Origin of the sequence: Pseudomonas sp. R4-39-08 (assembly GCF_003852275.1) — a bacterium.
Lineage (GTDB): Bacteria > Pseudomonadota > Gammaproteobacteria > Pseudomonadales > Pseudomonadaceae > Aquipseudomonas.
Map to the genome: position 1 here is coordinate 2821676 of NZ_CP027733.1, position 24038 is coordinate 2845713.

Below are 24038 nucleotides of genomic sequence, written 5' to 3' on the forward strand. Positions count from 1 at the left end.
CGAACGGGGCCTGGGTGTTTTTTTGCGCGGGGGCTTAGTTCAGGCCCAACTTGCCGCGCAGCATCGACAGGTCTTCAGCCAAGGTATTGACCGGGCCCACCAAGGCCTTGCGGTCGTTATCCTTGACCTTGTCGTAGGTCTGAAAACCACCGTCCGGGGTCTTGTACTTGGCCAGGATCTTGTCCACGGTGGCGAAGTTCTTGTCGACCTTGGCCAGGAATACCTTGTCTTGTTTCTCGATCTGGCCACGGAACAGGTCAACGATTTTCTTCGCACCGTCAATGTTGCCCTGGAAGTCATACAAGTCGGTATGGCTGTAGCGGTCTTCTTCGCCGGAAATCTTGGTGGCGGCGACTTCTTCGAGCAGTGCTGCGGCGCCGCCGACAACTTTTTCCGGTGGGAAGGTCAGGCCGTCGACCCGGGTTTTCAGGTCCAGCACGTCGCTGTTGAGCTTGTCGGCGAGGGCGTCGAGGCCTTGGGTGGTGTTTTCGGAGAACAGGCTGTACTCGATGCGGTGAAAGCCGGTGAAGTCTTCGGCCTTCACGCCATTTTCGTGATCGTCGACCCGGGAGTCGATGGAGGCGTCGAGGTCACTGAACAGCTCGGCGATCGGCTCGATGGATTCATAATGCACGCGGGTCGGCGCATAGAGTTTCCGAGCGGTGGGCAGGTCGCCTTTTTTCACGGCGTCGGTGAAGGCCTGGGTCTGGGTGACCAATTCACCGATCTCTTCGGTGACATAGATTTTGTAGTCCGACACCGGACCGACCAGGTCCAGCGGCGCCGTGGCGGCAAAGGCGGACAGTGGCGAAAGGGTCATCAGCAACGACAACGCGAGGGTCGACTTCTTCATGGGACGGTATCCGCTCTGAGTGTGTTTTAGGTGGAGGCAGTGGTTTGAGGGTGCGTTGCTGCAAGTAGCGTGCGCCCGATGAAATCGTCGGGCCCCGTGACCCCCGGCAAGGTGAAGAAATAGCCGCCGCCGACCGGCTTGAGGTATTCCTCCAGGGGCTCGCCGTTGAGCCGGGTTTGCACGCTGATAAAGCCTTTCTCCAGGTCAGCCTGGTAACAGATGAACAACAGCCCCATGTCCAGCTGACCGTTTTTATTGACGCCGTTGGAGTAGTTGAACGGCCGCCGCAGGATCAGGTTGGCCTGGGTCTGCGGAGTGCGCGGGTTGGCCAGGCGGATGTGGGCATCGAGCTTGGTCAGCTTGCCTTCCGGGTCCTTGCTGTAATCAGGGACCTCGGATTCCTTGTGGCCATCCATCGGCGCGCCGGTGGGTTTGACACGGCCGATGATGCTTTCCTGTTCCTGCAGTGGGGTGCGGTCCCAGCGCTCGACGAAGTTGCGGATGATGCGCACCGCCTGGTAGCTGCCGTTGGCCGCCCAGGCCGGTTCGTCACTGCCTGGCTGCACCCACACGATCTGGTCCATGGCCTTGGCGTCGTTGGAATTGGGGTTGGCCGAACCATCGCGAAAACCCAGGAAGTTACGCGCACTCTGCGCCGGCTCGCCGGGTTTGGCCGGCGCCTGGGGCGGTACGCTGCCTTCCTGTTTCCAGCGCACCAGCAGCAGGTCGGGCAGGTTCTTTACGATGTCGCGCAGGGCGTGGATGTTGGTGTCCTGGGTGTTGGAGCTGAACTGCAGGCTCAGGTCGCCGTGGCACTGCGAAGGTTCCAGCGCATCGTTGGGGAAACCGACCATGCGCGTCAGGCGCTTGGGCTTGGCCGCGCCGAGGCCGAAGCGTTCATCGAACAACGACTCACCGACCGAGACCGTGATGGTCAGGTTATCCGGTGTCACCACCGGGCCGAGGATGCCGGAGTCGGTGGGCGGCAGTTTCGGGTCGACTTGCGGCACGGTGCCGCCGGTCATCAGGAAGGCGATGCGCTCGTTCAAGGTGCGGAACAGGCGCTCCAGGTCTTCACGGTCACTGGCCAGTACGTCGAATGCCACGAGCATGCCGCAGGCGGGACGTGGGGTGACGATGCCGCTCTGGTGCTTGCCGAAGAACGCGTGGTGGTCCTGGGTCTTGTCACTGCGTGGCGCGGTGGTGACTTGCTCGGCGGCCGCCGCCATGGCCGGACAGGTCAGGGTGCTGCCGGCAATCGCCGCGCCGGTGGCGGCCATGCCGAGCAGGACGCGGCGGCGTTGAAGGTCAAATTGTGCTGAATCACTCATGTATGCGTTCGTCTCACTGCAGGCCGGAAAGGCCAAGGGCGGGGTCGATTCCATCGAGTGCGGCGGCCAGGGCCTTGGCCTTGTCGGCGATCTGCTTGCGCTGATCGGCGTTCACGCTGTCATAGGTGGCGTAGCCGGTGTCGACCTTGAAGCCTTGGAGTTCGGCATCAAAGGCGGCGAGGGCGCTGTCGACGTTGGGGAGCAGCTCGGCGGCGGACTTGGCCAACAGCGGCCGCATCAACTCAACGACCTTGTGGGCAACCTCCAGATTGGCGGCAAAACCGTTGAGGTCGATGTGGCTGTAGCGTTCCTCTTCACCGCTGTTGGCGCGTACATCCGCCAGGCTATTGAGGTTGCGCACCACAATGCTCACCAGTTGCTCCGGCGGCAGGGATTGGGCCAGCAGTTGTTGTTTGAGGGCGCTGACGTCGTTGACCAACCGCTGCGCGACGGGCGCCAGGCCGTCGAGGCTGCGCTGCTGGAACAGGCTGTATTCCAGGCGATGGAAGCCGCTGAAGGCCGGGTCCTGTTCGCGCTTTTCAAAATAATCGGCGCGGGCGTTGATCGCGTTGTCCAGCTCGGCCAGGCGTTGCGATGCCGGCGCCAACCGTTGGTAGGCTTCGCGCGCCGGTACATACAGCACCTGGGCCTGGGCGAGGTCGCCGGCATCGATCGCGTGTTGCAACGCGGTGACCGCCTTCACCAGTGCAGTGCCCTGGCCGCTCAGGTAAACGCGGAACTCCGACAGCGGCCCGATAAAGGCGACCATCGACGGCTTGGCCTTGGCCTGGGCCTCGGATTGCGCAGTCGGCGTGACATGCAAGGTACCGCGGGGGTTGCTCAGCAGGCCGCAGGTGATCGCGTAGTCGCCGGGCTGCAGGTTGGCATTGATCACCTGGCTCAGGCCGGGGGCAATATTTTCCCGCTCTTCGACGACCAGGACGCCTTCGAGGATTTCCCATTCCACCGCGCGGTCGGAGCGGTTGATGATGCGAAAACTCGCACGCCCGGCGGGCACCGTCAGGGCGTTGGGCTCGCAAGCGTGGCCGTGGATGGTCACCGCGATCTCATTCTGGTTGGCCTGGCGCTTGCTGGCAGCCAACTGCGCGGCGTAATAGAACAGGCCACCGGCGGCGATCATCACGACCACCGAGCCGGCCACGGCCCAGCGCAGCGCGCGGGACGACGGAACCGGTTGAGGGGTTGGGTTGGACAAGAGGCGGTCCTTACTGGCTGGAGACGGAAGAAGTGGGGGTGACAGGCTTGGCCGAAGGCGACGGCAGAAAGAACATCACCAGCGCCACCACCAGGTAAATCAGATAGGCGCCGAGGGTGCTGACGGTCGGCGCTTCCTGATAACCGAACATACCGGCAAGCACTGAGCCCAGCGGGCTGTCCATGGGCAGCGCGGCGCTGAAATCGAACAGCACGGTCTGCAGGTGATTCCACACGCCTGCTTCGTGCAAGGCTTGCACCGAGTTGGCGAGAATGCCGGCCGCCACCACGAGAATGAACAGGCCGGTCCAGCGGAAAAACGCACCGAGGTTCAGGCGCATGCTGCCGGTGTAGATCAGGAAACCGACGATGATCGCCAGGATCAGGCCGAGCAGGGCGCCGATAGGCGCACCCAGGCCCTCGCTCTGCTGGAACACGGCGAGCAGGAAGAACACCGTTTCCAGCCCTTCGCGGGCCACGGCGAAGAACACCATGGCGATCAGCGCGAAGACTTGATGCCGCGAGCCGGCCAATGCGTGGTCCAGGGACGCATGCAGCGAATGTTTGATCGAGCGCGCCACCTTGCGCATCCAGAACACCATGGAACTGAGAATGCCCACCGCGACCAGTCCGACGATGCCTTCGAACAATTCCTGCTGTTTCTGCGGGAATTCGGCACTGACCAGTTCCAGCCCGCCGCCCACCAGCAACGCCAGCGCCGCCGCAAGAAACACACCGATCCACACAGCGGGCATCCACTGGCCGCGCCCGGTCTGTTGCAGGTAGCTGGCGATGATGCCGACGATCAACGCCGCTTCAATGCCTTCGCGCAGCATGATTAAAAAGGGAACAAGCATCGGGCACCAGGGCGTAACTAGATAGGAGGCTAAGTTGTAACATAATGATACTCATTGCCAAACAAGAAATATTGACCTTTGCTGAACGTGGGCTGAACGGTGGTGGCGAAGCGCAACCGCCCTTATCATGCATGCCACCCGAACCGCAGCCGGATTGCCCAACAGCCCATGTCGGAAAAAGACACCATCTCCATCCACCTCGTGCGCGAAGCCCTGCTGCAGAGCTGTGCGTCGGGCGCGGCCACCGTCGAGGCGTTGAGCAAAGTCGGGATTGACCCGGTGCTGCTGGAACAGCCCGGCGCACGCGTGGCCGCCACCTCCTATGCGCGCTTGTGGCGTTTGCTCGCGCGGCGCAGTGATGACGAGTTTTTTGGCATGGACCCGCGCAAGCTTAAATCCGGCAGCCTGGCGTTCCTCTGTCGTGCCGCTATGGCACAACCGAGCCTAGTGGCCGGCCTGGAAACCGGCCTGGATTTTCTTTCACTGATGTTTGAGCGCCTGCCCGCCCAGTTGGTGCGCCAACAAAGCCTGGCGGAAATCGTGTTGCTCGAACCGGAGCCCGAGCCCAAGCGCGCGTTCACCTATTTCACTTACTGGATGATCGTCCACGGCGTTGCCTGCTGGCTGGCGGGGCGGCGCATCCCGATTCTGGCCGTCGAATTGCGCTGCGCACGGCCGGACTTTTGTGATGATTACCAAGTGATGTTTTCCGACAACCTGCGCTTTGATCGGCCACGCACCCGCATGATCTTTTCCGCCGAGTGCCTGGACCTGCCGATCAAACGAACCCCACAGGAATTGCAGCGTTTCCTCAGCCACGCGCCGGCCAATATCCTGGTCAAATACCGCGACCCGGAAAGCCTCGCCAGCCGCATCAAGCATGACCTGCGCCACATGCCCCCACACACCTGGCCGGAGACCGACGGCCTTGCCGCCACCCTGTGCATCTCCGCGTCCACCCTGCGTCGCCGCCTGGCAGAAGAAGGGCAGACCTACCAGGGCCTCAAGGACAGCGTGCGCAAGGAACTGGCGATTGTGTGGCTGGCTGAGCCGCAGATCAGCTTCGCCCAGATTGCCGAGCGGTTGGGGTTTGCCGATACGAGCTCGTTTTATAAGGCGTTTCGTAAATGGAGCGGGTCGAATCCGGGGCATTATCGGAGTTTGATTCTTAACGACGCAGCGTAGAACAATGATCGTTCCCACGCTCTGCGTGGGAATGCCACCCGGGACGCTCCGCGTCCGCTTTCAGCGAAAACTCAGGCACTTGTGCAATGGTGACGCGGAGCGTCACAGGATGCATTGCCACGCGGAGCGTGGGAACGATCAACGCCGCACACGTAGCGCTGGTGCGAGACTAGGAAAGAACTGACTAATTCCTACTCTTTGGTATGACAGACCAGTCCCTCTTGTTTTTAGGATGTGACTGGCATACTTGGAACAAAAAATCGTGCACCGTTTTAACCACGGTCTTACTTTGCGGTTATGCGCAAATTACAGATAATGGTGCGAAGCCAAAGTTGGGTAAGCCGTACGCGTTGAGTTATTAACCAACCTACGTAGGGTGAGCTTATGAGTCGTTTTATTGCATTACCTTTTGCGGCGTTGATATTGGTATCCGCTCAGGCATCTGCACTGTGTTTGAATATCTCGGAGAGTTTTAGCGGGACAGTAGAGCCGGAAACTGAAGTTACCGTACATGGGCCGTTCGTAATAACGGGTAGTAATGGATGTTCTAATGCGAATATCGAGGCAGTGATTTCAGCGGCGGGTGCGGGGAGAGCTCCCCAGATATCCATCGAGCGTGAAGTCGGCTCCTCTTGGACGAAGGTTGCGGCCAATCCTTTGTCTCCTCGGGTGTCTTGGCTGGGGCCTCTCGGTACATATAGAGTCAGGGCGCACAATCCTGATACCGGCTTGAAGGCCTTTTCCGGAACTGTCAGATACGGACGCTAGGCGGCAGTGATAGCAGTGTGTCAGAGCCCTGGCACGCTGCTACCTTCCTGTTGCTTCATTATCAGGCCCGCTCATCCACCGACAAATCATGTTTTGACGAATTTGCGAAATACGCGAGGGCGTTAATGGCACGATTGGCGTCAAACATGCCCTGTATATATTCCGGTATGCCCTGTGAACGCCCTACGTCTGGGTTGCTTTTTACAAATGCAAGGTAGTCCTCCAGCTTCTCGTCGAACAGCGCAATTGCATTGAATTTCACATGCGTGTTCGTTTGTCTGCCGGTGGCGTCAGAGGCGCCATCTCCGGATATGAAAATCAGGAAAGCCTGCTCATCGATTACTTTGCTATCGAACAACCGCCTCCCCACCTGCTTAAGCTCATCGGTGCTGATAGACGTCATATCATACTTTTTCAAAAACTCTTTCAAATCCGCTAGCTCACCTTGCTGCCACATTCGCAGTTCGTCAACGGCGTTTGACTCTTCCGTGATTGTGAACGCATTCGTGACCTTTTCCGGGTTCTTGATGACGAACGCATCCGTCTGTTTGGAAAGTACATTAGGTATTGTCACTCTCATGTCCATGTTCGTCTCCTTATAGATGAAGGGTACGTCCCGTTATCGACCTCTTTTGAATGATATTTAAGACATTTGTAAATTTGGGAAGTGTCTGACGGATAAGGATTACCAACAGGCAAAAACTGTTTGACTCACTGATAACCGGGCAAAAAAAGCCCCGCAACCGAATGGATCGCAGGGCTAAAAATTGGCTGGATGCGACCAACCAAAGGAGCTCTTTACATCACTTGGCGGTAGCAACCACCGTATCCGGCTGCCAGCCACCCCCCAGCGCCTTGTAGATCGCAACGATGCCGCGATACAGATCCACTTCGGCCTGGGCCTGGGAGTCTTCGGCGGCCAGGCGTTCGCGTTGGGCGTCGAGCAGGACCAGGAAGTCCACGGTGCCTTCGCGGTAGCGGATCGCGGCCAGGTCGGCGGCGGCGCGGCTGGATTCGCTTTGGCGGATCAGCGAGACCAGGCGTTGCTGACGCTTGCCGTAGTCACTGAAGGCGTTTTCGGATTCTTCCAGGGCCAACAACACTTGCTGTTCGTAGTTCGCCAGGGCGCCATCGGCTTCGGCGTCCGCGCCGCGCAAGCGGGCGCGCACGCTGCCCAGGTCGAAGGCGGCCCAGGTAATGCTTGGGCCGAGGGCCCAGGCATTGGCGGCGGACGAGCCGATCTGCGAGCCGCGCCCAGCGGTGAAGCCGAGAAAGCCGCTGAGGCTGACCCGTGGGAACAGGTCGGCCTTGGCCACGCCGATGCGTGCGGTGGCGGCCGCCAGTTTGCGCTCGGCGCTGAGGATGTCCGGGCGCCGTTGCAGCAGTTGCCCCGGGTCGCCGATCGGCAGCGCCTTGGCAATCGCCGGCAGGTCTTTCGGGCTCAGGTCCACGCTCAGTTTGTCGGGGCGCTGGCCGAGGAGGGTGGCGATGCGGTTACGCTCGCGCACTTGCTCGGCCTGCAGTTGTGGCACGCTGGCTTCCACCGACGCAAGGCGTGCATCGGCGCGTTCCACGTCGAGTTGGTCGCCCACGCCGGCATCGCGCAGGCTGACGGTGATGCCGCGGGAGTCCTGCTGGTTTTTCAGGTTGTCCAGGGCAATGCGCTCACGCAGTTGCGCGCCACGCAGTTGGCCGTAGGCGTCCACCAGTTCAGCGATCATGGTGACTTGCAGCTGGTACAAGTCCGCCTCGGCGGCCTGCTGGTCGGCGTCGGTGGCTTCCAGGTTGCGCTGGATGCGACCGAACAGGTCCAGTTCCCAGGCCATGTCCAGGCCGAGGTCATAACGCTCGGTCTTGACGCGGCGGGTGGTCTGGCCGGGAATCTGGCCCTTGCCCTGGTCACTGCTGACGCGGCTGGTGATGGTCGGCATGGCGTCGTTGCTGGCGTCATCGCGGATCGCACGGGACGCCCGCAGACGGGCAAAGGCGACGCGCAAGTCGCGGTTGCCCTGCAGCGACTGGGTGACCAACTGGTTGAGGGTCGGGTCCTCGAACTGCTGCCACCAGATGCCCTCGAACCTGGCATGGTCATATTGCTTGGCATCGGCGGCGGCCGTGATGTTGGCCGCTTCCGGGGTCTGGGCTATGTAGTCCGGGCCCACGGCACAGGCGCTCAGCGCCAGTACCAGCAAGCTCGGCAGGAATACTTTCACGCTCATTGCTGTGTCTCCAGCTTCAAGGCCTTGGCCGCTTTGCGTGCTTCGCTGCGCTCCACATAGCGACGGATCAGTACGTAGAACACCGGCGTCAGCAACAGACCGAAGAAGGTCACCCCGATCATCCCGGAGAACACCGCCACGCCCATGGCATGCCGCATCTCGGCACCGGCACCGCTGGACAACACCAGTGGCACCACACCCATGATGAACGCGAACGAGGTCATCAGGATCGGCCGCAGACGCAGGCGGCAGGCTTCCAGTACCGCGGCAAGCGGGTCGAGGCCTTCCTGCTGTTTATCCTTGGCGAACTCGACGATCAGGATCGCGTTCTTGCAGGCCAGGCCCACCAGTACGATCAGGCCGATCTGGGTAAAGATGTTGTTGTCGCCGCCGGAGATGATCACCCCGGTGATGGCCGACAGCAGCGTCATCGGTACGATCAGGATCACCGCCAATGGCAGGCTCCAGCTTTCGTACTGGGCGGCCAGTACCAGGAACGCCAGCAGAACGCAGAGCGGGAACACGAACAGCGCGGTGTTGCCCGAGAGGATTTGCTGATAGGTCAGGTCGGTCCACTCGTAGGTCATGCCGTTGGGCAGTTCATCCTTGAGCAGTTTCTCAATCGCGGCCTGGGCCTGGCCGGAGCTGTAGCCCGGTGCGGCGTTGCCGTTGATTTCAGCGGTGATAAAACCGTTGTAGTGCATCACGCGGTCCGGCCCCGAGGTGTCGCTGACCTTGATGAAGGTCGCCAGCGGGATCATCTCGCCTTTGTTGTTACGCACTTTCAGCTGGCCGATCTGGTCGGAGTCCTGGCGGAACTGTTGCTCGGCCTGCACGTTGACCTGGTAGGTACGCCCGAAGCGGTTGAAGTCGTTGGCGTACAACGAACCCAGGTAGACCTGCAGCGTGTCGAAGATGTCGCTGATTGCCACGCCGTGGGTCTTGGCCTTTTCACGGTCGATGGCGGCATCGACCTGCGGCACGTTGACCGTGTAGCTGGTGAACAGGCCGAACAGCTCAGGCACGCCGTGGCTTTTGGTGATGACGTTCTGCACTTCTTTATACAGCTCGTCATAGCCGAGGTTGCCACGGTCTTCGATCTGCAGGCGGAACCCGCCGATCGTGCCCAGGCCTTGTACCGGCGGCGGTGGGAAGATCGCCATATAGGCTTCTTCGATACTGGCGTACTGGCCGTTCAGCGCACCGGCAATTGCACCCGCTGACATGCTCGCGTCTTTACGCTCGTCGAACGGTTTCAGGGTCACGAACACGATGCCGCTGTTCGGGCTGTTGGTAAAACCGTTGATCGACAGGCCGGGGAACGCAATCGCGCTTTCCACGCCCGGTTGCTTCAGGGCGATGTCCGACATGCGCTTCATCACGCTTTCGGTACGGTCCAGGCTCGCGGCGTCGGGGAGTTGGGCGAAGGCCACCAGGTATTGCTTGTCCTGGGCCGGTACGAAACCGGTCGGCGTGTGGGCAAACCCGAAGAATGTCAGCACCATCAGGCCGGCGTACACGAACAGGGCGATACCCGTGCCGCGAATCACCCGGCGCACGGTACCGACGTAGCCATGGCTGGCCTTTTCGAAAAAGCGGTTGAAGGGACGGAACAGCCAGCCGCCGAAGAGCTTGTCCAGGAACCTGGAGAAACGATCCTTCGGTGCGTCGTGGGCGCGCAGCAACACGGCCGCCAGGGCAGGGGACAGCGTCAGCGAGTTGAATGCCGAGATCACCGTCGAAATGGCAATGGTCAAGGCGAACTGTTTGTAGAACTGCCCGGTCAAGCCACTGATAAAGGCGGCCGGAATGAACACCGCACACAGCACCAGCGCCGTGGCGACGATCGGGCCGGTCACTTCGCGCATGGCTTTTTCGGTGGCCGGGAACGGCTCCAGGCCCAGTTCGATATTACGTTCGACGTTCTCCACCACCACGATGGCGTCGTCCACCACGATGCCGATGGCCAGTACCAAGCCGAACAACGACAAGGCATTGAGTGAGAAGCCGAACAGGTGCATCACTGCAAACGTACCGATCAACGATACCGGCACCGCCACCAATGGAATGATCGAGGCGCGCCAGGTCTGCAGGAACAGGATCACCACCAGCACCACGAGGATCAACGCTTCGAACAGGGTGTGCACCACCGCTTCGATGGAGCCGCGTACAAAGATCGTCGGGTCATAGGCGATGCGGTAATCCATGCCGGCCGGGAAGCCCTTTTTCAGCTCGGCCATCTTGGCGCGCACATCGTTGGAGATATCGATGGCGTTGGAGCCTGGACGCTGGAAAATCGGAATCGCGACGGCAGGCTGGTTATCGATCAGCGAGCGCAGCGCGTATTGGCTGGAGCCCAGCTCGACCCGGGCGATGTCCTTCAGGCGGGTGATCTCACCGTTGGCGCCGGCGCGAATCACAATGTTCTCGAACTCTTCCTCGGTGACCAGGCGGCCCTGGGTATTGACCGACAACTGGAAGCTGGTATCACTCGGCGCCGGCTGGGCGCCCAGGGCACCGGCGGCCACCTGGCGGTTCTGTTCGCGGATCGCGTTGACCACATCGGTTGCGGTCAGGTTGCGCGAAGCGGTCTTGTTCGGGTCCAGCCAGACGCGCAGCGAGTAGTCGCCCATGCCGAACAACTGCACGTCGCCGACGCCGCCCAGGCGGGCCAGCTCATCCTTGATATTGAGGATCGCGTAGTTGGACAGGTACAGCATGTCGTAACGCTGATCCGGGGAGGTCAAGTGCACCACCATGGTCAGGTCGGGAGAGGCCTTGTCCACGGTGATACCGATGCGTGTCACTTCTTCAGGCAGTTTTGGCTGAGTCCGCGTCACCCGGTTTTGCACCTGCACCTGCGCGTTGTCAAGGTCCGTGCCCAGGGCGAAGGTGATGGTCAGGGTCAGCTTGCCGTCGGCGGTCGATTGCGAGGACATGTACAACATGTTCTCGACGCCGGTAATGGCTTGCTCCAGCGGAGCCGCCACAGTTTCGCCGATGACCTTAGGGTTGGCGCCGGGGAAGTTGGCGCGTACCACCACGGTCGGCGGCACCACTTCCGGGTATTCGCTGATGGGCAGTTGGAACAGCGAGATTGCACCGGCGATCAGGATCAACAGCGACAGCACCGCTGCGAAGATCGGCCGCGAAATGAAGAACTTGGAAAAATTCATCTTGAGTCGTATCCCTTAACCGCGTGGAGTCGCGCTGCTGGCGAGCTTGGGCGCGGGTTTTTCCGGCGCCACTTGCTCCAGGTTGCTGGCTTCAAGCGCTTGTCGTTGTTGGGCCAAGGCGGCGAGGGTTTCCTGGCTGGCCATCGGAATGGTTTCCGGTGCGACCGGCGAACCTGGGCGTGCACGCTGCAGGCCCTTGACGATAATGGTGTCGTCCTTGTTCAAGCCGCTGCGCACGATGCGCAGGCCTTCGATCTTCGGCCCCAGTTCGACGGCGCGATAGGCGGGCTTGTCGCCTTCCATCACCAGCACGAACTTCTTGCCCAGGTCGGTGCCCACGGCTTCGTCGTTGATCAGCACGGCGGAGTAGGTGCCGCTGCCCACCAGCTTCAAGCGCGCATACAGGCCAGGGGTGTATTCGCCCTTGCTGTTATCGAACACCGCGCGCCCACGGATGGTGCCGGTGGCCGGGTTGACCTGGTTATCGACGAAGTTCATCTGGCCCAGGTGCGGGTTGCCGGTTTCATTCGACAGGCCCAGGTACACCGGGGTGGTCGCGCCGCGACGGCCTTGGCGGGCCAGCTCGGTGTACTTGAGGAACACACGCTCATCGGCGTCGAAGTAGGCGTAGACCTTGTCGGTGGAGACCACGCTGGTCAGCGCGGTGGTGTCGGCGGTCACCAGGTTGCCGGCGGTGATCTCGGCGCGGCTCACGCGGCCGCTGATCGGCGACGTGACGCGGGTAAAGCTCAGGTTCAACTTGGCCAGGTCCAACTGCGCCTGGATCCCGGCAACAGCGGCGCGGGCTTCCTGGGCGGCGGTGGTGCGCGAGTCGGCCAGTTCGGCGGAGATCGCATTGCTCTGGCGCAGGCGGTCGCCGCGTTGCGCTTCGTTATCGCTGCGGGTGGCGGCGGCTTTCGTTTGCGCCAACTGGGCTTCGAGGCGGCGTACCTCGGCCTGGAACGGACGTGGATCGATCTGGAACAGCAGGTCGCCTTTCTTGACCAAAGCGCCTTCGGTGAAAGCGACTTGGTCAATCTGGCCCGACACGCGTGGACGAATCTGTACGGTTTCCGGTGCTTCCAGGCGCCCGGTGAATTCATCCCACTCGTTGACCGGCTGCTCGAGCACCTTGGCCACGCTGACTTTCGCCGCTGGCATGGCGGCCGCTTGGTCCGGGGTCTTGCCGCACGCGCTCATCACCACCACGGCCAGGATCGCCAGGGGGAAGCGCAAATGTTTGAGTGACTGTTCCATGAGGTGCATCCGCCAATGTATTGAGATGGGCGGATCATGCGCGGGGAGACGGTATGTCACGAATCGAATGAAGCAAAGGTAACTATCATTCGGAATGATATAAGCGCGCGGACAGCCCACTAGCATGGGGGTTTCGTTAGGGTGCTATCAATGCCCTTGATGGCAATAGTCTATTGCGCAGGCTGCAAGAGACTCGCGCGAGAGCGCCGTTATCCCTTCAACACCAACGACATGCCCGGATAGTGGGCGCAGATGAACTCAACAAATGCGCGAACCTTTGGGGCAGCGAGGCGCCTGGATGTATGCAGCACCCACAGCGCGGGTTCCATTCCGTGCACTGTGCCCCACTGGACCAACTCGCCACGGGCAAGCTGGTCCCCGGCAATGGACTGTGGAATCAGGGCGGCGCCCGCACCGGCCACAGCCGCATCCCGCACCATCAGTAATGAAGAGAACCGTAGCTTCGGGTTGGGCTCCAGCACCAGTTCCCCGCCATCGAGATGCCAGTGGGTGGGCTCGAAACTCGACGTCACGATAGCGGCAACGGGCCGGACCGCGCCGGGCAGCGGCTTGAGCACCTCCGGCGCCGCCACCACGATCAGTCGGTCTTTGGCGAAACAGCGGCCAACCAGGCTGCTGTCCGGGCTGGGGTTGATACGGATGGCAACGTCAAAGCGTTCCTCTACAAGGTCAACCAGGCGATCCTCGGCGACGACTTCGATCTCGACTTCTGGGTAGACGGCGCAGAACTCGGCGCCAATGCGCCCCATTGCAAGCTGCGAGAACAAAATCGGGGCAGCTACGCGCAAGCGTCCGCGCGGTGTCGAGATGCCCTCGCGCGCCGCCGTCAAGGCTTCGATCACCTCGCCCAGCGGACCTTCCGTGCGCGTCATCAGCACTTCCCCGGCTTCGGTGAGTTTCAAGCCGCGTGCGCTGCGCTCGATCAGCCTGACGCCCAGTTGCTCTTCCAGGTCAGCGATGCGGCGCGACAAGGTCGCCTTGGCTATACCGCTCGCACGGCTGGCCTTTCCGAGCCCTTCATTGGTGGCGACGAGGGCAAAATCGATCAGCGCGTTCAGGTTCATGGTGTTCCACTTTTGAAACGAAGTGTCTGGATTTTGGCGTCTGTGCTCCGCCTGCGCAACAGAATATCTTTGAACACATCGCAGCGAGCGTTGCGGATTTCACTCACTGACTCACCTAAACCCACTGCAGGAGTTTCACCATGAGCATTCTGGTTATCGGCGCCACCGGCACGATCGGTTCACTCGTCACCCAAGGCCTTGCCGAGGCGGGCGCCGAGGTCAAGGCCCTGGTTCGCCAGGCGGGCAAGCGCGATTTCCCGGCAGGAGTAACCGAGGTTGTTGCGGACCTTACCGATGTCGTCTCCCTGCGCGCTGCACTGTCGTCGGTACGCACGCTGTTCCTGCTCAATGCCGTGACGCCCGACGAGGTCACCCAAGCCCTCATCACGCTGAACCTCGCGCGTGAGGCGGGTATCGAGCGCATCGTTTACCTGTCGGTGATTCATGCCGACACCTTCACCCAAGTGCCGCATTTCACCGGCAAGCACACGGTCGAGCGCATGCTCGAAAGCCTCGACATGCCCGCGACGATCCTGCGTCCCGCTTACTTTATGCAAAACGACCTCATGGTCCGGCAGACGATCCAGGACTACTCGGTATACCCGATGCCCATTGGCTCGGCCGGGGTTTCAATGATCGATACGCGCGACATCGCCGATGTGGCCGTGGCAGAACTGTTGCGACGCGATAAAGCACCTTCCGCACTTAAGCGCGTAACCCTGGAATTGGTCGGGCCAACCGCACTGACGGGTGCTTCCGTGGCGAAGATCTGGAGTGCAGCCCTGGGCCGCGAAATCGCCTACGGCGGTGACGACGTGGTGGCCTTCGAAGGGCAATTGGCGGCCTACGGCCCCGCTTGGTTGGCGTACGACATGCGCCTGATGATGGCCGCTATCCAGACGTTCGGCATGCACGCCGCCGAAGGTACCGTGGAACGGTTGGAGGCGATCATCGGGCATCCGTTGCGTGCCTATGAGGACTTTGTGCGTGAAGCGACGGCCGGCTTCGTCAGCCAACCGCACTAGCAGCGCCGTATCGCCGTCGAACCGCAGCGCTGCAGCAATTCAATCTGGTCCGCTGGCACCAGCGTCCGCAGCGTCTTGTACAGCACTCGGGTTTCCAGCAGGTTCCACACCCGTAGCATGGTTTCCAGTGCGTCCAGCGGTTTGCTGATGAAATCCCGGGCGCCCAGGGCCAGGGCGCGCAGGCGCGTGTCGCGGGTTGCGTCGGCGGTGAGTACCAGGATCGGCAGGTATTCACCCTGGGGGATGCGCCGGTTGAGTTGTTCCAGCACGGCAAAGCCGTCGAACTCCGGCATGTGCAGGTCGAGGATCACTAGGTCCGGCTCGAAGCTGTTGAACAACTCCAGGGTGCGCAGCGGCTGGGTGCTGCTCAGCACGTTGGTGAGGCCCTCGCGCGCCAACAGCTGCTCCACCAGGTCGAGGTTCGGGCGTTGGTCGTCGATGATCAGGATACGCAGGTCGAGGTTCACGCAGGCTCCGGAAAAGCTTGGTCGAGGTGGGCAAGAAACCCAGGCACGTTGATCGGTTTGTTCAATACGGCGGTGGCGCCTGCCTGCAGCAATGCCTGGCGGGTCAGGTCGCTGGCGTCGGCGGTGATCATCAGCACCGGTGTGTCGTGGCTGATCGGTGACTGGCGCAAGCGTTGCAGCACCTTCAAGCCGTCGATGTCGGGCAGCGCCACATCCACCAGGATCAGCTGTGGCGCATGCTGCGCGGCGAGGTCCAGCCCCAGCTGGCCTTGCATGCTCGACAGCAGGCGTATGCCGGGCCGGCGTTGCAGCAGGGTTTCGATCAGCGCCAGGCTGGAGAGATTGTCTTCGATGCATAACACCTTGCCCTGGAACGTGCTGACGACGGGGGCAGGGCGCTTCAATTCGGGCTCGATGCCGGGTGCGGCGCCACTGTGGGCGTGGGCCACGCGCACGAAGGGCAGTTCCAGGGTGAAGCGCGAGCCGATGCCGGGCTGGCTCTGCACCTTGAGTTGGCCGTCCATGTTTTCCAGCAGGCTTTTACTCAGGGCCAGGCCCAGGCCGCTGCCTTCCACATTCGGGTCGGCCCCCAGGCGTTCGAACGGCTTGAACAGTTGCCCGATGTGATCGGCGGCGATGCCGTTGCCGGTGTCGCACACCGACACGCTGATCCGCTGCCCCTGGATGCCGATCTCAAGGCTCACCTGGCCATCGCGGCGGTTATATTTGATCGCATTGGACAGCAGGTTCAGCAGCACCTGGGTCAGGCGTTGGCGGTCGGCGACGATGCCGGTATCCGCCGCCAGTGCCGGCAGCGGCTGGAGCTGCACGCCCGCGTCGGCGGCCATGGGCGACACCAGGGTCAACGCCTCCTGCAGGGCACTCGCCAGGGGGATCGGCGCGATGCTCAACGCCAGGCTGCCGGCCTCGATCTTGGCGATGTCCAACACTTCGTTGATCAGCGTGAGCAGGTGCTGGCCGGCGCGCAGAATGTGCCCGACATTGGCCTGTTGCGCCTTGGGCACGTCCATGTCCAACAACTGTGCGAAGCCCAGGATCGAGTTGAGCGGTGTGCGCAGTTCATGGCTCATGCGCGAGAGGAATTCACTTTTGGCACGGCTGGCGCGTTCGGCTTCCTCGCGGGCGGTGCGCAGGGCGATCTCCGCCGCTCGGCGGTCGGTAATGTCGCGGGTAATCTTGGAGAACCCGCGCAGCGCCCCGGTGGCGTCGTGTTGCGCGGTGATCACCACGCTGGCCCAGAACCGCGTGCCGTCCTTGCGGCAGCGCCAGCCTTCTTCGGTGTAGTCGCCGTTGCGGGTGGCTTCGCGCAATGCCAGGTCGGGGTGCTGCGGGCATTCCTCGGGCAGGTAGAACAGTGAAAAATGCTGACCGATGATCTCCTGTTCGGTATAGCCCTTGATCCGCTGCGCGCCGTTGTTCCAACTGGTGACATGGCCTGCTGTGTCGAGGGCGAAGATCCCGTAGTCCTTGACCCCGTCGATGATCAGCCGCAGGCGCTCTTCGTTGTCGCGCAATGCCCGTTCGCGTTCGGCCAGCAATAACCCGGCCTCCACCAGGCGGGTGCCCAACTGGCCGATTTCGTCATTTTCCGGGGGCTGGGGCAGCAGCGGCGAGCCCTGGGCCAGGCGCTGGGCGTTGCGCTGTACATTCTGCACCCGGGCCACGATGCCCTTGGACAGAAACAACACCGCCACAATCGCCCCGAACAGCCCGCAGATCGCCGCCAGCCAGGTGGACAGCAACAGCCTTTGGCGGGTGTCGGACGCCGCAGCGCTGCGCTCGGCCAGCAGCGAGTCTTCAAGGGTGAGCATGGTGCTGATGTGTTGGCGCAGGGCATCGAGGATCTGCTTGTTGCTGATCAGGATGGCACTGATGGCTTGCGGTGTGGCCTTGCTGTCCTTGAGCATCTGCTCCAGCCCGTCGACCTTGGCCTCGATCAGCGGTTTGATCGCGCTGAGCTGCTCGCGCACGCGCTGATCGCGCACATTGCGGTCAAGTCGGCGCAGGGCTGACTCGATCTGCGGCTTGGCGTTCAGGTAGGCTGGCAGGAAGTCTTCGCGGTGTGTGAGCAGGTAACCGCGCACACTGGCGGCGGCTTCGGCGAGCAGGGTATGCACGGCCTGGATATCGCCTTGCACGCGCAACACGCGGCGCACATCTTCTTCGGCGCGGGCGGTCTGGCGCTCCGTGGTGTAGATCAGCACCAGGGACAGCAACAGCACCACCAGGGGCAGCGAAATGACCACCAGCGCTTTGCCGCGCAGCGGCAGGTCGGCCCAATATTTTTTCATCGGCGGCGCTTCATGGTGGCGTCACCAGGCCCAGGGCGATGCCCCGCACGGCGGCCTGGGTGCGGTCGGCCGCGCCGAGTTTGCCGATCACCCGCTCGACATGGGCCTTGGCCGTGCCGGTGGTGATGCCCAACTGTTCGCCGATGGCCCGGTTGCTCATGCCGTTGGCGACCAGGCCGAGCACCTGGCGTTCCCGTGGGGTCAGTGGCTCGCCGGGGGCGGCACCGCTGGCCTGGCGTTCGGTCATACGGCGCAACAGCCGGGCGCTGACCGCCGTGTTAAGCGCTTCGCCGCCGGCGGCCACCTGTTGCAACGCCTGGATCACCTCGGTGCGGCTGGCATCTTTGAGCAGGTAGCCCACTGCACCGGCTTGCATGGCCGCCTCGAGGTACTCGGGGCTGTCGTCCATGGTGAACATCACCACCTTCACCTCCGGCAGGCGTTGTTGCAGCAAGCGGGCGGCGCCCAAGCCGTTGAGGCCGGGCATGCGGATGTCGAGGATGACGATGTCCGGCAGCAGTCGCTCGCACAGTTCCACCGCTTGCAGGCCATCGCTGGCTTGACCAACCACCTCGAACTGCGGGTGGCCGGCCAGCAGGGAGACGAAGCCGGTGCGCGTGACTTCATGATCGTCCGCCAGCACCAGGCGCAAGACGTGGGTCATTGAGGGACTCCGATCCAGTGGGCTGGCACGCGAGCGTGCAGTTGGGTACCGCCGTCGACGGCGCTGGCGCAGGTAAAGCTGCCGCCCAGCAGGCTGGCGCGCTCCTGCATGGTGGCGAGGCCCAGGTGCTGGGCGTCATCGAGTGACGGCTCCGACGTGAAGCCCTTGCCATTGTCATCAACCCGCAGCGACGCGTGACCGTCACGCAGCGCCAGGGTCAATTGCACTTGGCTTGCGCGCGCATGCTTGAGCACATTGTTGATGGCTTCCTGGCCGATCCGGAAGAGGGCGATTTCCACCTGGCTGGGTAGGCGAGTGTCACAGTGTGCCTGCCAGAGCACGTTGATGCCGGCGTCACGCAGGCGGTCGGCTTCTTTGTCCAGCGCTTTGAACAGACCGAAATCATCCAGCACCGTCGGACGCAGGCCCGCGATCAGTTGCCGGCCCTCGCCGACAGAGTGTTGGGCCAGGGTCAGTATCGCCTGCAGGTCGGCGGCCAATGCATCCGGCAGCGGCGGGCAACGCCCGGCGAAGCCTTGCAGCCGTTGGTGCAGACCAGCGAGGGTTTGCGCCAGGCCATCGTGCAGGTCGTAGGCCACACGCTTGCGTTCATCCTCCTGGGCGCGGAGCAAGCGGTTGACCAGGTCGGACAGGGTTTTGTCGCGCGTCTTGAGGGTGCTCAGCAGGCGATCGTTTTCAAGGTGGGCAGCCAGCAAGGTGGCGAGCAGTTGCAGCGATTCGCTGTCCTCATGCTCCGGCGTGCGCAGGCTGACGCTATTGCCCAGCACCAGCACGCCAATGGCAGGGCCGTCGCCGGCGCGCAACGGCACTTGCAGGACGCTGGGTAAGTCCTCCGATGGCCGATCCTGCCAACACGGCGTGCGCAGGCTGCGGTCGGCGAGGTGGGCGAGGCTGCTCAATCGTGCTGGGTTGCCATGGCAGGCGCTGGTGTGTGCGATGCCGTCGGCGTCCCACTCCTGCAGCAGCCCGTGGTCCATCGCCAGAAACCCACAGGCCCGCGCGAGTACGCGTTCGCGCATGGCGTCGGGGGCCAGTTCGCGCAGTTGCTGCCCGGTATCCACCAACAGGCGCAGGCGCGCCGTACGACTTTCCGACTGGCGGAAATGCGCGCGCATGGCCAAGGCGCTGCCGGGGTCATGGGGGTTGTCATGCACGGATAATGCTCCAGTGGACTGCGGGCGCGAGGGGGATGTATTAAACATCGTTGAACACCTTGGGCGCTATCTGCCAAATGGCATAGATAAACACCTCCGGTTGGCCGATGGCGGACGCGGGGGAGGAGGGCAAAGTGGGCTCAACGACGACCACTGGAGTAACACCATGAAATTCAAGATCGCGCCGCTTGCCCTGATGTTTGCCCTGAGCGCACCGATTGTTCACGCTGCCGAGACAGCCCCCTATGTCTACCGTGAGGTGGCCCAGGCGCCAGCCAATGTGAAAGACCGCGAGATTGCCGGGCTGTTCGACCGCTGGAACAGCGCCTTGCAGACCGGCAACGTTAAATCGGTAGTGGACCTCTACGCACCGGGCGCCGTGTTGCAGCCGACCGTGTCGAACCAGGTGCGCACCACGCCGGAGCAGATCACCGACTACTTTGACCACTTCCTGGCGCTCAAGCCAGTGGGCCAGATCAACTACCGCGAGATCCGCCAACTGGGCAGCAACGTCGCCATGGACAGCGGTGTGTACACCTTCACCCTGACCGAATCGGACGGCAAGGTGCGCCAGGTGCAGGCACGCTATACCTTTGTCTATGAGCAGGTGGGCGGGCAGTGGAAAATTCTCAACCATCACTCTTCGGCGATGCCGGAAGTGCAGGTTAAACACGCCGGGAAGTAACCGCTTGAGCAAAATGCCCATGCCTGTGCAGGTGTGGGCTTTTTGCGTCCAGCGCCGTTGAAGGGCTGACGTTACGCGGCTGTAATGCACGAATGGCGTTTTTCTTGCGCCCATTCTGTGCTCTATAAATCCAATAAGTCGTGGGTAATCGTATAGCTTCAGACGTTAACACCCAAAATACTGGATTTAACAAGCTTGTTAGTCACTGTGGTTAATTCTATAGTTATGGGGGTTAACTGGCAGAGCATGGGCTGGGTACACACTATGTTGGATTTAAGCTTCAGCAAGCCGAGCGAGGTCGTCAAGCGCCTCTGCGATCGCTTGCGCACAGAGCGTCTGGCGCTGGACATGACACAAGCCGACCTGGCCGGACGTGCCGGCATCGGCACCAACACCGTTTCCAACCTTGAAGCCGGGCGCAATGTCGGGTTCGAGAACCTGGTCCGGGTGGCGATGGCCCTTGGCCGGACCAAGGAACTCGAAGGCCTGTTCCTGCCTAAGCTGGACAGCATCGAGGATATTCGACGCTACGAAAACAGCGCCAATCGTCTGCGTACCAAGAGGAAGCCCGGCAATGCTTGAGCAGGTGAACGTCTTCTACGAGGGCTGGGGCGAGCGGTGGCAATGGGGCACGCTGGTGTCCACGACCGCCTTGACCGGTCGCCCATTGATCCTGTTCGAGTACAGCCATCAAGCCAGGCAAAGGGGCTTGGAACTGTCCTCCTATACGCTGCCGTTGGAGGGGGCTCAACTGCGCCGCGACTTTCCAGACCACCAGCTGTACTTGCCAGGGCCTGTTTACGACGCGTTGCCGGATGGGTGGGGCATGTTGTTGATGGACCGACTGTTCCGGCGCCGCGGGCTCACCACCGCGCGCATCGGCCCACTGGAACGGCTGGCCTACGTCGGCAGCAGCGCGATGGGCGCCATGACATTCGAGCCCGTGGTACCCGAAGGGCTGGAATCCACTGCCCACATTTCGCTGGAGCAGCTTGCCACCGAAGTGCACCAAGTGCTCCATGGCGATGGGGGCGAGTTCCTGCAGACGTTGCTGCTGGTGGGCGGCTCGCCTCAAGGCACCAGGCCCAAGGCCCTCGTCTATCGCGATCCGGAAACGGGAAGATTCACCACCGCCGTCACGCCGGGTTTTGAAGCATGGTTGATCAAGTTCCCGGCCAAAGAAGAACAGGCCGAGGTGTGCGCCATCGAAATGGTGTATGCCCAATGCCTGCGCCTGTGCGGTATCGAGACCGCTGACACGCAGTACTTCAGTCTGCCCGGTGGGTTGGCAGCGTTTGCCAGCAAGCGATTTGACCGCCGGGACGGCGTGCGCATCCCCATGCAAAGCCTTGCGGCCTTTACGGGGGCCAATTACCGGTCTCCTGGGGTGTTGGACTATGTCAACTTCTTGCGGGCAACGCAGATGTGTACCAATGATGTGCGAGAAATGGCGGTGGCCTTCGAGCGTGCCGTCTTCAATGTTGCGTTCAACAACAGAGACGATCATCCCAAGAATTTTGCCTATGTCATGTCCAAAGGCGGTCAATGGAGACTGTCCCCGGCTTATGACGTGACCTTCTGCGAGGGGCCAGGCGGTTACCACCAGATGGACGTGATGGGAGAAGCCGTGTCGATTTCTCGCGCACACATGCTCAGGCTTGCCGAGGAAGCCGAGCTGCCCCCGGAGGTTGCAGGTCGAGTGATTGACGGCATTTGTGAGGTAGCGAGCCGGTTTGCAAGCATCGCCGAAGAGCTGTACCCACAGGCGATTAACCGAGACACCTTGCGCATGATCCAAGGCCGCATCGATCAGAACGTGGCTCTGCTACAACTCGATCAAAAGACAACCCTCAGCTCAGGATCGAAGCCGCCACGGCGAAAGAGCCCCTTCAAAAAGTGAAACGGCTCCGTGCAGGAAACGGTTGAAGCGCGCGGCATCACGGCGTAGCCCTGCCTGTTGGCCGCCAATCAGGCACAGATGGGCCATCTGGCCCATCACTTCGGCTTCGCCGGGCCTGTGTACCACGCTGCGGCAGGTGCGTATGGCGAAGTCCAGGCGTCTTGCGTCCACACGCTGCTGGAACTCGCCCACCAACGGATCGTGCAGCGACCAGGCGCGGATGGAAATTTCCCGCCCGGGTTGTTTCTCAGCGGCAATACTCAAGTAGCGTTTCAAGGTTTCGCCGGCGCTACGACCTTGCGCGGCATAAGCGAGCATGCGCTCCGTGTAGTCTTCCTCCCAGGCGGCCAGCAAGGTGCGGACAAAGTCTTCGCGATTGCGGAAATGGTGATAGAAGGATCCACGGGTCACATTCAAGCGGCGCGACAGACTCTCGGCCGACACGCCAGAATGCCCCGCTTGGTCGAGCGCCTCAAAACCCGCCGCTATCCAATGGTGCCGCGTTAGTGTGCTCACCCGTTACTCACTCCCTATTTAGCGCCATACAGGCTGTGTATGGTGCGCAAACGATGGATAGGCTACGAACACCCGCATAGATGGCCGCTGCGTTTTGCAGGCCTGCCTGTTCATGGAGTTCGCCTTGAAGAAAATCGTTCTGGTTGCTTTCGACCACTTCACCGATATCGACCTGTTCCTGATGTGGGACATTCTAGGCCGCAATACGCAGGACTGGCACGTGCGAATAGTGGGTGCCAGTCCCACGGTGCGATCGGCGCACGGCCTGCCTGTTTCGGTGCACGGTCCGCTTCGCGAGGCCAACAGTGCCGACGCGGTATTGTTCGTCAGCGGTAAGGAAGGCATACCCGCTGCACTTGCCGCCCCGGATTTCCTGCCGGTGTTTGAACTAGACCCCAAACGCCAGCGCATCGGCGCCATCTGTGCCGGCGCTTTCATTCTCGAAAGGCTTGGGCTGCTCAGCGGCCAGGCCACGACGCACCCGGATGCACGATCACAGCTGCAGGCTCTTGGAGTTGAGTGCATGGACCGACCTCTTGTCTGCCAGGGAAACGTTGCAACCGCTGGCGGATGCCTTTCGGCGCTCTATCTGGTGGGATGGCTGGTGGAGTCCTGGTTCGATGTGGACAAGCGCCGTGCGACTTTGCTCCCGGTACTGCCAACCGGCCAGCAAGCGCTCTATGATGCCTTGATCGGGCTCAGTATTCGGCAAGCAGAAGTGGGCACCTTGACGACATCCCTTTGATCCATGCTCATGCCCCTTGGCACTCAGAAGAGATCCCCCCGATGCCCCGAGAATTCGCGCTCGTTACGGCCGTGCCTGTCCCCTCAGGGTCCGGCATCACCCACCTTTATCAATCGATGCACCTGGCGGACGCTTTTGCGATTCGGCTCCCGGCGGGCACGTCCGGTGACGCGGATGTGCTGGCGCGATTCATCCTGTCCCACCAGCCAGCGTGGGTCGGCTGGCTCATGACGGTGCGCGACACGATCGTTGCCTGTTTTGGTCTCAAGACCGCCAGGTACCTGGCATCGCTGGCTGATCGGGTGGGCGTCTTCAAGGTCTACAGCACCCACCGCAGCGAAATCGTGTTGGGCGAAGACGACAAGCACCTGGACTTTCGCATATCGGTCATGTGTGCGGATGAGGCCGAGCCAGACGGCAGTCGCCAACTGGTTTTTTCAACCGTTGTCCACTGCCACAACCGCCTGGGCCGGGCCTACATCCTGGTTATCGCGCCGTTTCACCGCTGGGTTGTCAAGGCCAGTCTCGTTCGGGCGGCGCGCGTCGGTTGGCCGCTGGCTAGCTGCCCCTGAAGCGCAGGGCGCAGCGCTCCATTCATCAGCA

Annotated in this window: 21 protein-coding genes; 7 read left to right on the plus strand and 14 right to left on the minus strand. The window is 61.9% G+C overall.

What is annotated here, in order from left to right; all coding sequences use genetic code 11:
- Positions 1 to 34: 34 nt before the first annotated feature.
- Genes efeO (C4J88_RS12880) through efeU form a run of 4 tightly spaced genes read right to left on the minus strand, consistent with a single transcriptional unit; the run spans position 35 to position 4256 of the window.
- Positions 35 to 853, minus strand: a complete 819-nt coding sequence (efeO, locus tag C4J88_RS12880) for an iron uptake system protein EfeO (RefSeq protein WP_124366947.1) — start codon at positions 851 to 853, stop codon at positions 35 to 37.
- A gap of 26 nt (positions 854 to 879) precedes the next feature.
- On the minus strand, positions 880 to 2184 hold the full coding sequence (efeB, locus tag C4J88_RS12885) for an iron uptake transporter deferrochelatase/peroxidase subunit (RefSeq protein ID WP_124407126.1): 1305 nt from the start codon (positions 2182 to 2184) through the stop codon (positions 880 to 882).
- A gap of 13 nt (positions 2185 to 2197) precedes the next feature.
- Complete coding sequence (gene efeO, locus C4J88_RS12890) at positions 2198 to 3400, minus strand: iron uptake system protein EfeO (protein ID WP_124407127.1); 1203 nt, start codon at positions 3398 to 3400, stop codon at positions 2198 to 2200.
- 10 nt (positions 3401 to 3410) lie between these two features.
- Entirely contained in the window at positions 3411 to 4256 is an 846-nt protein-coding gene (gene efeU / locus C4J88_RS12895) for an iron uptake transporter permease EfeU (RefSeq protein ID WP_124366950.1), read from the minus strand.
- A 168-nt stretch (positions 4257 to 4424) separates the two neighbouring features.
- Here efeU and C4J88_RS12900 point away from each other — a divergent pair, with 168 nt between their 5' ends.
- Entirely contained in the window at positions 4425 to 5441 is a 1017-nt protein-coding gene (locus tag C4J88_RS12900) for an AraC family transcriptional regulator (protein WP_124407128.1), read from the plus strand.
- An 829-nt stretch (positions 5442 to 6270) separates the two neighbouring features.
- Here C4J88_RS12900 and C4J88_RS12905 read toward each other — a convergent pair.
- The 5 genes from C4J88_RS12905 to C4J88_RS12925 form a co-directional block, all read right to left on the minus strand.
- Positions 6271 to 6795 carry a hypothetical protein gene (locus C4J88_RS12905; protein ID WP_124407129.1) on the minus strand — a complete coding sequence of 175 codons (525 nt, stop codon included), beginning with the start codon at positions 6793 to 6795 and terminating at the stop codon, positions 6271 to 6273.
- 217 nt (positions 6796 to 7012) lie between these two features.
- Complete coding sequence (locus C4J88_RS12910) at positions 7013 to 8428, minus strand: efflux transporter outer membrane subunit (protein WP_124407130.1); 1416 nt, start codon at positions 8426 to 8428, stop codon at positions 7013 to 7015.
- Positions 8425 to 11604, minus strand: coding sequence for an efflux RND transporter permease subunit (locus C4J88_RS12915; protein ID WP_124366953.1), 3180 nt, complete (start codon positions 11602 to 11604; stop codon positions 8425 to 8427). Before C4J88_RS12915 ends, C4J88_RS12910 begins: the two co-directional genes overlap by 4 nt.
- A 15-nt stretch (positions 11605 to 11619) precedes the next feature.
- The gene (gene mexE / locus C4J88_RS12920) at positions 11620 to 12861 is read right to left on the minus strand and encodes a multidrug efflux RND transporter periplasmic adaptor subunit MexE (protein WP_124362756.1); all 1242 of its coding nucleotides are present in this window, start codon (positions 12859 to 12861) and stop codon (positions 11620 to 11622) included.
- Positions 12862 to 13070: 209 nt separating this feature from the next.
- Positions 13071 to 13946 (minus strand): LysR family transcriptional regulator, encoded by an 876-nt coding sequence (locus C4J88_RS12925; protein ID WP_124407131.1) that lies wholly within the window; start codon positions 13944 to 13946, stop codon positions 13071 to 13073.
- A 140-nt stretch (positions 13947 to 14086) separates the two neighbouring features.
- Between C4J88_RS12925 and C4J88_RS12930 the strand changes: the two genes are divergently transcribed.
- Positions 14087 to 14971, plus strand: coding sequence for an NmrA/HSCARG family protein (locus C4J88_RS12930; RefSeq protein WP_124407132.1), 885 nt, complete (start codon positions 14087 to 14089; stop codon positions 14969 to 14971).
- On the opposite strand, the gene C4J88_RS12935 is transcribed toward C4J88_RS12930, so the two are convergent.
- Genes C4J88_RS12935 through C4J88_RS12950 form a run of 4 tightly spaced genes read right to left on the minus strand, consistent with a single transcriptional unit; the run spans position 14968 to position 19550 of the window.
- Positions 14968 to 15438 (minus strand): response regulator, encoded by a 471-nt coding sequence (locus C4J88_RS12935; protein WP_124362759.1) that lies wholly within the window; start codon positions 15436 to 15438, stop codon positions 14968 to 14970. The two genes, C4J88_RS12930 and C4J88_RS12935, sit on opposite strands and share 4 nt — an antisense overlap.
- The gene (locus C4J88_RS12940) at positions 15435 to 17750 is read right to left on the minus strand and encodes an ATP-binding protein (protein ID WP_124407133.1); all 2316 of its coding nucleotides are present in this window, start codon (positions 17748 to 17750) and stop codon (positions 15435 to 15437) included. The genes C4J88_RS12935 and C4J88_RS12940 overlap by 4 nt, the downstream gene beginning before the upstream one ends.
- Before the next feature lie 10 nt (positions 17751 to 17760).
- Entirely contained in the window at positions 17761 to 18414 is a 654-nt protein-coding gene (locus C4J88_RS12945; RefSeq protein ID WP_124407134.1) for a response regulator transcription factor, read from the minus strand.
- The gene (locus C4J88_RS12950; RefSeq protein WP_372238016.1) at positions 18411 to 19550 is read right to left on the minus strand and encodes a sensor histidine kinase; all 1140 of its coding nucleotides are present in this window, start codon (positions 19548 to 19550) and stop codon (positions 18411 to 18413) included. The genes C4J88_RS12945 and C4J88_RS12950 overlap by 4 nt, the downstream gene beginning before the upstream one ends.
- Before the next feature lie 205 nt (positions 19551 to 19755).
- Here C4J88_RS12950 and C4J88_RS12955 point away from each other — a divergent pair, with 205 nt between their 5' ends.
- The 3 genes from C4J88_RS12955 (at position 19756) to C4J88_RS12965 (ending at position 22174) form a co-directional block, all read left to right on the plus strand.
- Entirely contained in the window at positions 19756 to 20274 is a 519-nt protein-coding gene (locus tag C4J88_RS12955; protein ID WP_124407136.1) for an SgcJ/EcaC family oxidoreductase, read from the plus strand.
- A gap of 264 nt (positions 20275 to 20538) precedes the next feature.
- Entirely contained in the window at positions 20539 to 20856 is a 318-nt protein-coding gene (locus tag C4J88_RS12960) for a helix-turn-helix domain-containing protein (protein WP_124366960.1), read from the plus strand.
- Positions 20849 to 22174 (plus strand): type II toxin-antitoxin system HipA family toxin, encoded by a 1326-nt coding sequence (locus tag C4J88_RS12965; protein WP_124407137.1) that lies wholly within the window; start codon positions 20849 to 20851, stop codon positions 22172 to 22174. The genes C4J88_RS12960 and C4J88_RS12965 overlap by 8 nt, the downstream gene beginning before the upstream one ends.
- Here the strand turns inward: C4J88_RS12965 and C4J88_RS12970 are convergent.
- Positions 22130 to 22690, minus strand: a complete 561-nt coding sequence (locus C4J88_RS12970; protein WP_124370646.1) for a TetR/AcrR family transcriptional regulator — start codon at positions 22688 to 22690, stop codon at positions 22130 to 22132. The two genes, C4J88_RS12965 and C4J88_RS12970, sit on opposite strands and share 45 nt — an antisense overlap.
- Positions 22691 to 22814: 124 nt before the next feature.
- On the opposite strand from C4J88_RS12970, the gene C4J88_RS12975 reads away from it, so the two are divergent.
- Both C4J88_RS12975 and C4J88_RS12980 read left to right on the plus strand, forming a co-directional pair.
- Complete coding sequence (locus tag C4J88_RS12975; protein WP_124407138.1) at positions 22815 to 23435, plus strand: DJ-1/PfpI family protein; 621 nt, start codon at positions 22815 to 22817, stop codon at positions 23433 to 23435.
- A gap of 41 nt (positions 23436 to 23476) precedes the next feature.
- A complete protein-coding gene (locus tag C4J88_RS12980; protein WP_124407139.1) occupies positions 23477 to 24007 on the plus strand; it encodes a DUF2867 domain-containing protein in 531 nt (176 codons plus the stop codon).
- Positions 24008 to 24038: the final 31 nt, after the last annotated feature.

What these genes read in the sequence shown, in the direction of transcription:
- C4J88_RS12925 (WP_124407131.1), bottom strand. Translation starts at nt 13,946, where the DNA reads ATGAACCTGAACGCGCTGATCGATTTTGCCCTCGTCGCCACCAATGAA.
- C4J88_RS12965 (WP_124407137.1), top strand. Translation starts at nt 20,849, where the DNA reads ATGCTTGAGCAGGTGAACGTCTTCTACGAGGGCTGGGGCGAGCGGTGG.
- mexE (WP_124362756.1), bottom strand. Translation starts at nt 12,861, where the DNA reads ATGGAACAGTCACTCAAACATTTGCGCTTCCCCCTGGCGATCCTGGCC.
- efeU (WP_124366950.1), bottom strand. Translation starts at nt 4,256, where the DNA reads ATGCTTGTTCCCTTTTTAATCATGCTGCGCGAAGGCATTGAAGCGGCG.
- C4J88_RS12955 (WP_124407136.1), top strand. Translation starts at nt 19,756, where the DNA reads ATGAAATTCAAGATCGCGCCGCTTGCCCTGATGTTTGCCCTGAGCGCA.
- C4J88_RS12930 (WP_124407132.1), top strand. Translation starts at nt 14,087, where the DNA reads ATGAGCATTCTGGTTATCGGCGCCACCGGCACGATCGGTTCACTCGTC.
- efeO (WP_124366947.1), bottom strand. Translation starts at nt 853, where the DNA reads ATGAAGAAGTCGACCCTCGCGTTGTCGTTGCTGATGACCCTTTCGCCA.
- C4J88_RS12910 (WP_124407130.1), bottom strand. Translation starts at nt 8,428, where the DNA reads ATGAGCGTGAAAGTATTCCTGCCGAGCTTGCTGGTACTGGCGCTGAGC.
- C4J88_RS12950 (WP_372238016.1), bottom strand. Translation starts at nt 19,550, where the DNA reads ATGCGCGCGCATTTCCGCCAGTCGGAAAGTCGTACGGCGCGCCTGCGC.
- C4J88_RS12945 (WP_124407134.1), bottom strand. Translation starts at nt 18,414, where the DNA reads ATGACCCACGTCTTGCGCCTGGTGCTGGCGGACGATCATGAAGTCACG.
- C4J88_RS12900 (WP_124407128.1), top strand. Translation starts at nt 4,425, where the DNA reads ATGTCGGAAAAAGACACCATCTCCATCCACCTCGTGCGCGAAGCCCTG.
- C4J88_RS12940 (WP_124407133.1), bottom strand. Translation starts at nt 17,750, where the DNA reads ATGAAAAAATATTGGGCCGACCTGCCGCTGCGCGGCAAAGCGCTGGTG.
- C4J88_RS12905 (WP_124407129.1), bottom strand. Translation starts at nt 6,795, where the DNA reads ATGGACATGAGAGTGACAATACCTAATGTACTTTCCAAACAGACGGAT.
- C4J88_RS12960 (WP_124366960.1), top strand. Translation starts at nt 20,539, where the DNA reads ATGTTGGATTTAAGCTTCAGCAAGCCGAGCGAGGTCGTCAAGCGCCTC.
- efeB (WP_124407126.1), bottom strand. Translation starts at nt 2,184, where the DNA reads ATGAGTGATTCAGCACAATTTGACCTTCAACGCCGCCGCGTCCTGCTC.
- C4J88_RS12915 (WP_124366953.1), bottom strand. Translation starts at nt 11,604, where the DNA reads ATGAATTTTTCCAAGTTCTTCATTTCGCGGCCGATCTTCGCAGCGGTG.
- C4J88_RS12980 (WP_124407139.1), top strand. Translation starts at nt 23,477, where the DNA reads ATGCCCCGAGAATTCGCGCTCGTTACGGCCGTGCCTGTCCCCTCAGGG.